This window comes from Fulvivirga kasyanovii, from assembly GCF_009711405.1.
GTDB lineage: Bacteria > Bacteroidota > Bacteroidia > Cytophagales > Cyclobacteriaceae > Fulvivirga > Fulvivirga kasyanovii.
This window is the reverse complement of the sequence record NZ_SMLW01000325.1, coordinates 1-5,684: the sequence shown is the minus strand read 5'-3', so window position 1 is coordinate 5,684 and position 5,684 is coordinate 1. Positions and strand designations below refer to the sequence as shown.

Sequence of the window (5,684 nt, the reverse complement as noted above, 5' to 3'; positions counted from 1 at the left end):
CTATATACCAATTTAGGAAATTTTTTATTAGTCATTCATATCAGGTTAAGACTGGGACGGCTTCATTTAGTCAATTGAAGTCGTAGATTTATTTCTAAATTAACATATCTTAAATAGATGAGTTTAGATAAGAATAATGTATTAGACATAATTCCTTTAACACCACTTCAGCAAGGAATTCTGTTTCAACATATTAGAGCTGAAAGCAAAACTAATTATTTTGAGCAACTTAGTTTTGATTTTAGGTTTAGTCTAGGAGTAGACCAGATTAGAGAAGCATTTGATAATTTAGCTGAACAGAACCCCAACTTACGTTGCCTTTTTCGTTGGAAGAATATATCCAATCCAGTAGCTATTTATCTTAAGACTTCAAACGTTGATTTTACCTTTTATGACCTAACTAATAAGGATGTTGGTAGTAGAAAAGAATTTTGTAATCAAATAGCGAGAAAAGAGTTTGAAAAAGGCTTTGATCTTGAGGAAATTCCTTTTCGAGTATCTCTTTGTCAAATTGAAGATAGTACCTATAACATAATTATAAGCAACCACCATATTTTATATGACGGTTGGAGCAACATTGTCATTTTAAAACATTTGTTTTCGTTACTAATGTATGGTAAACCTCCTTCGTTTACTACAAGTAGTAGAATACCCTTTAAAGATTATGTGACAGAAATTTCTGGTAGGAATTACGAACCTTCCAAGAAATTTTGGCGTGATCATCTAGGTAAATTAAATCAACATACTAGATTACCCTATAAGCAAGCAGACCTGTTAGGACATGACAGTTTTGCAAAGGAAAGTATTTTTGAGAATCGTAAAAAAGTAGAAAAATTCTGTACTGAGAATAGAATAACAATTGCACATTTATTTTACGGTGTCTGGGGTTTTTTATTACAAGTGTACAACAATTCTGATAATTCAGTTTTCGGAACTACACTTTCGGGACGCAGTATTGATTTGAGTAAATTTGAGAATGTTGTTGGTTTATTCATTAATACTCTTCCGTTGTACTTTGAGACAAAACCAAACGAAACAATAATAGATTATTTGCATAGGTTGTCTCAACATATCCACGCTCGTTCTGAACACGAACTATTCCCTCTCAGTGAAGTTCAAAAGTTTGCAAATATTGATTCACAAGAGGAATTATTCGACTCCATTGTTGTAGTGGAAAACTACCCCTTGAAGTCTTTCTTAACTGAGTATAATGAAATAATTAATGTTGATTCGGTAGCTAGTATTTCTACGAATCATTATGACCTGACCATTGAAGTATCCTTTCTGAATGAAATTAGAGTTGATTTCGTTTACAATCGCAATGTATTTACGAATGGATCAGTTGAAGTAATATCCAATCATTTTGAACAGGTATTAAACTATTTTATTGACAACTTTGATAAGCCAGTCAGTACCATTGATATTGTCAAACAAGGACATACTTTTGATGTGTACTCTAAGGTTAATGCTACATCAGTGCCAATTGCAGAAGACATCACAATCATAGATTTGTTTAAAAATATTGTTGATAGATATCCAGACAGGGTTGCCGTAAAATCTCACAAAAATCTGACTTACCGGGAGTTTTTTAATATATCGTCTGAGGTAGCTAACAAGTTGTTATCAATAGGGGTAGGACCCAACACGATTGTGGGTTTATATATTGAAAGATCAGTTGATTTTTTAATTGGTGTCTACGGAATTCTATTATCAGGTGGTGCGTATTTACCTTTGGACCCGAAACATCCCCAAAAAAGAGTTGAGTACATTCTTAAGGATAGTAACTGTGAAACCATTCTAACTAACAAAACAGCGGCAAGTAGGCTACAAGTTGATAGCGTGTCGGTTATTTTATTGGAAGAATGTGAAAACTGTCCCCCTTTAAAACGAACTATTGTGAGGTCAAATGACCTAGCTTACGTTATTTATACTTCTGGTACAACAGGTGTTCCAAAGGGAGTAATGATTGACCATTTGGCACTTTTGAATCGGCTACAATGGATGCAACGAAAATATGAGCTCAAACAAGATAATGTAATCTTAAACAAAACTACGCCAGTATTTGACGTGTCCGTTTGGGAGTTGCTTTGGTGGTCTACTGTAGGTGCTTCTGTCTCTGTACTGGCTGATGGAAATGAGGGAGATCCGATAGAAATTATAAAAAATGTTGATTATCAGAAAGTTACTACAATTCACTTTGTTCCATCGATGCTGGCGGCTTTTCTGCAGATAGTCGATGCAGCTTCTGTTCAACGACTTAAAAGTCTAGAAATAGTATTTTGTAGTGGTGAGGCTTTAAATAGAGAGCACGTTGAGAAGTTTAATGAGTTGTTTGGTCATGCCTCAACTCGACTTGTTAATCTATACGGGCCAACAGAGGCTACTATAGATGTTTCATACTACGATTGTAGCAAGACTGAGGTAAAACCGAACATACCAATCGGAAAACCTATTGACAATATTCAGTTGTTTGTAATCAATAAGTTTGAAAACAAACAACCACTTGGGTTACCAGGCGAGCTAGTGATTTCTGGAGCAGGACTCGCACGTGGTTATTTAAACAAAGTAGAGTTAACGCACCAGAAATTTAAGAAAAAGGAGCAAGTTGGAATTAACAGGTATTACAAAACAGGAGATTTAGCCAGATTGACTACTGATGGGAATTTCGATTATTTAGGAAGGTTAGATAATCAAGTGAAAATCAGGGGTTTTAGAATTGAATTACACGAAATTGAAAATGTTATTAAAAGATATGAGGGAATTGATCAGGCCGTTGTGCTATATCAAAAAGTCGAAAATCAAAATGATCTATTATGTGCATACTATGTAGCAAAAGGGGAAATTGATCTTAGTGAACTTCAAATTCTATTAAGGCAGTATTTGCCAAATTATATGGTACCATCGATATATCAACGCTTACCTACTATGCCGCTCAACTTCAATGGTAAGATTGATAGGTCTGCTTTAAAAATAACTGGTAATACTGTCCAGAGAAATTCTGTGGTAGTTGAAAAGAATTTGAATGAACTCGAAACTAAGATCGTCGAAATTTGTGCTAAAGTGCTTGATAGAGATAATGTGGATATTGATCAAAGTTTTTTCCGGAATGGAGGAGACTCTATTAAGGCTATTCAAGTACAATCTAGATTCTTAAAAGAAGGCTATAAGTTAAATATAACCGATATAATGAGTGCCAATCATTTAAGGGAAATCTCTGTCGCTATTAAGGTGCATGATGATGAAGTAGAAGAGTATAAGTTGATAGGTGAGGTGGGGTGCACTCCATCAGAAGAGCTTTTCTTTAAATCAAACTGGAGTAATTTAGATAATTTCAATCAGGGCGTAACCCTAAGGTCAAAACAACGCTTCAACAAAAATGCTGTGATAGAAGCTATTCATATTCTGACTGAGCATCATGATGGACTGAGAGCTAACTTTTTTAAATCAGAATTAGGTTATAGAAAAATAATTGGTGATGAGCAATTCCCAAATAGCTTTTTCGAATTTGAGGAAATAGATTCAGATAATCCTGAGTTGGTAGCGGAAAAAATCATCGAGTTACGCCGGAGTATTAAACTTGAGAATAAACAATTATTGAAATTTGGTGTGTTTAGCTTAAAAAATGAGGATCATTTGGTGATAATAGCGCATCACCTTCTTGTAGACGGCGTTTCATGGCGTATTGTCATTGAAGATTTTATCGATTTTTATAATGATATAATCAAGGGTGTTGACCCAAAAAAGGCAAGAAAAACTACTTCAATAAGGGAGTGGTGTGAGTCTCTGCGATCTTTTTCAAAAACCCCACGATTTTTAAAATCTGTTGAATATTGGAAACAATTATCTAGGGATAGGGTGGCTTATAAAGATGAAAATATAAATAAGTGGAAAACGTATAAGCGTAAAACACTTAGTTTGAATGAACGATTGACAAAGGATTTATTATATAACACCCATAATGCGTATGGTACAACAGTTACAGATATATTATTGTACGCTAATGGATTAGCATTCATGAAGAGTTTTAAGCCTCGAAATGTAGCCATAACATTAGAAGGACATGGAAGGGAAAATATATATAATAATGTTAACTTAAGTAGGACTGTAGGATGGTTTACAAGCATCTATCCTGTACTTTTAAAACTTGGTAATAAGGGCGATATTGAGGAGGACCTGGTGAGCGTTATAGAAACTGTTAGAAACGTTCCTTTTAATGGGCTTGGCTATGGTGTTCTTAAATGTTTCACTAATACAGCTGATATTGATATTCCTACTGACTTTCTCCTAAATTATTTAGGAGATATTGAGCATGATCTCATTAATAATCAAGACTACGATTGTCAATTTCATTCAGATCAGGATACTTTAGACGGGGAAAACCAAATGGAACATAAATTATTGATCACAGGAATTGTTTCTCATAAAAACCTAAAAATAAACTTTGACTATGACCCCGAGAAGTATGATGAAAATAGTATTCAATGCTTCATTCGAAAAGTTGAGGTCGAGATAAGTAAGGTTGTTGAGCATTGTACATCTATCAGTGAGACGATTAAAACTCCAAAAGATTTTTCTGACCCTGACATGACAACAGATGAACTCAAACTCATTAATCAGATGTTTGAAGATGGTTGATTTATAATATATTATACCAGCTCATATTGATATTGAATAAGGTAGCCAGAAGAGTGATAAATTAGCGATTGCATGGCTATTCTCAAAAATGTAGTAAAGAGTTGATTTAAACCCTGGATCTTTTTTACGCTTGGGTTTATTTCATTGACGTTTCCAAAAGTTGTCATTTCAGAAGTGCCCCGGTAATAGTAATTCATTAGTACAGAACCTTCGCAATAAAATCACATTTTAAGTATTAAAGCCCGATAAAGCTCTAAATCCTATAATTATGAAAATCAAAGGTCAAATTGAGGACATTTATGCCTTGTCTCCAATGCAGGAAAATATGCTGCTAGCGTCTATAGCTAGTGATTTTAAAGATAGTTTTTACAGGCAGGTCAGATTTCAGTTGTTTTGTGAGCTCGACATTGAAAAAATACAATTGGCTCTCAATGCATTAGTTCAGCGGCATGATGTACTAAGAACTGTTTTTGTATTTCGAGGAGTTTCAAAGCCTAAGCAAGTACTAATAAAAGAAAGATTTGTCCCTCTGTATTTTGAAGACGTGTCAAATTTGGACAGTAAAGACCAGGATAAGTTCATTGAGGATTATGCAAAAGAGGATCGTAAAAAGGACTTTGATTTAAGTACCGATACTTTATTGAGATTTAAGCTGTTCCGCTTAGGGGATGAGAAGTATGAGTTTTTCTGGAGCTACCACCATATTATTTTAGATGCTTGGTCTATTAACCTTTTAATGACTGAATTTAGTCAAATTTATCATGCAGGAGTAGACAGCGACGACTCAAGGGAGCCGCTAAATGTTCCAAGATATAAAGACTATCAGAGAATATCTTCCAAGCAGAATGAAACAGAGGCAAGGGCTTTTTGGAAAGATTATTTTGATGGATACGTCCATATTAACAGCTTAAATTCCCACGAACAACAAGGGCAGTCTTATAATAATGTCCAAAATGTAGAATTGTTGTTATCAACAAAACAAACCACCAGACTAAAAGAGATCGCACAAAATTATGATGTCACATTAAGTACTTTAATATATTGTTTAT

Annotated in this window: 2 protein-coding genes; both read left to right on the top strand. The window is 34.3% G+C overall.

What is annotated here, in order from left to right; translation table 11 throughout:
* Positions 1 to 117: 117 nt before the first annotated feature.
* Entirely contained in the window at positions 118 to 4,635 is a 4,518-nt protein-coding gene (locus tag E1163_RS02930; protein ID WP_155169285.1) for a non-ribosomal peptide synthetase, read from the top strand.
* Between the two features lie 268 nt (positions 4,636 to 4,903).
* On the top strand, positions 4,904 to 5,684 hold a 781-nt coding region (locus E1163_RS02925), incomplete at its 3' end, for a condensation domain-containing protein (protein ID WP_185155937.1).

What these genes read in the sequence shown, in the direction of transcription:
- E1163_RS02930 (WP_155169285.1), top strand. Translation starts at nt 118, where the DNA reads ATGAGTTTAGATAAGAATAATGTATTAGACATAATTCCTTTAACACCA.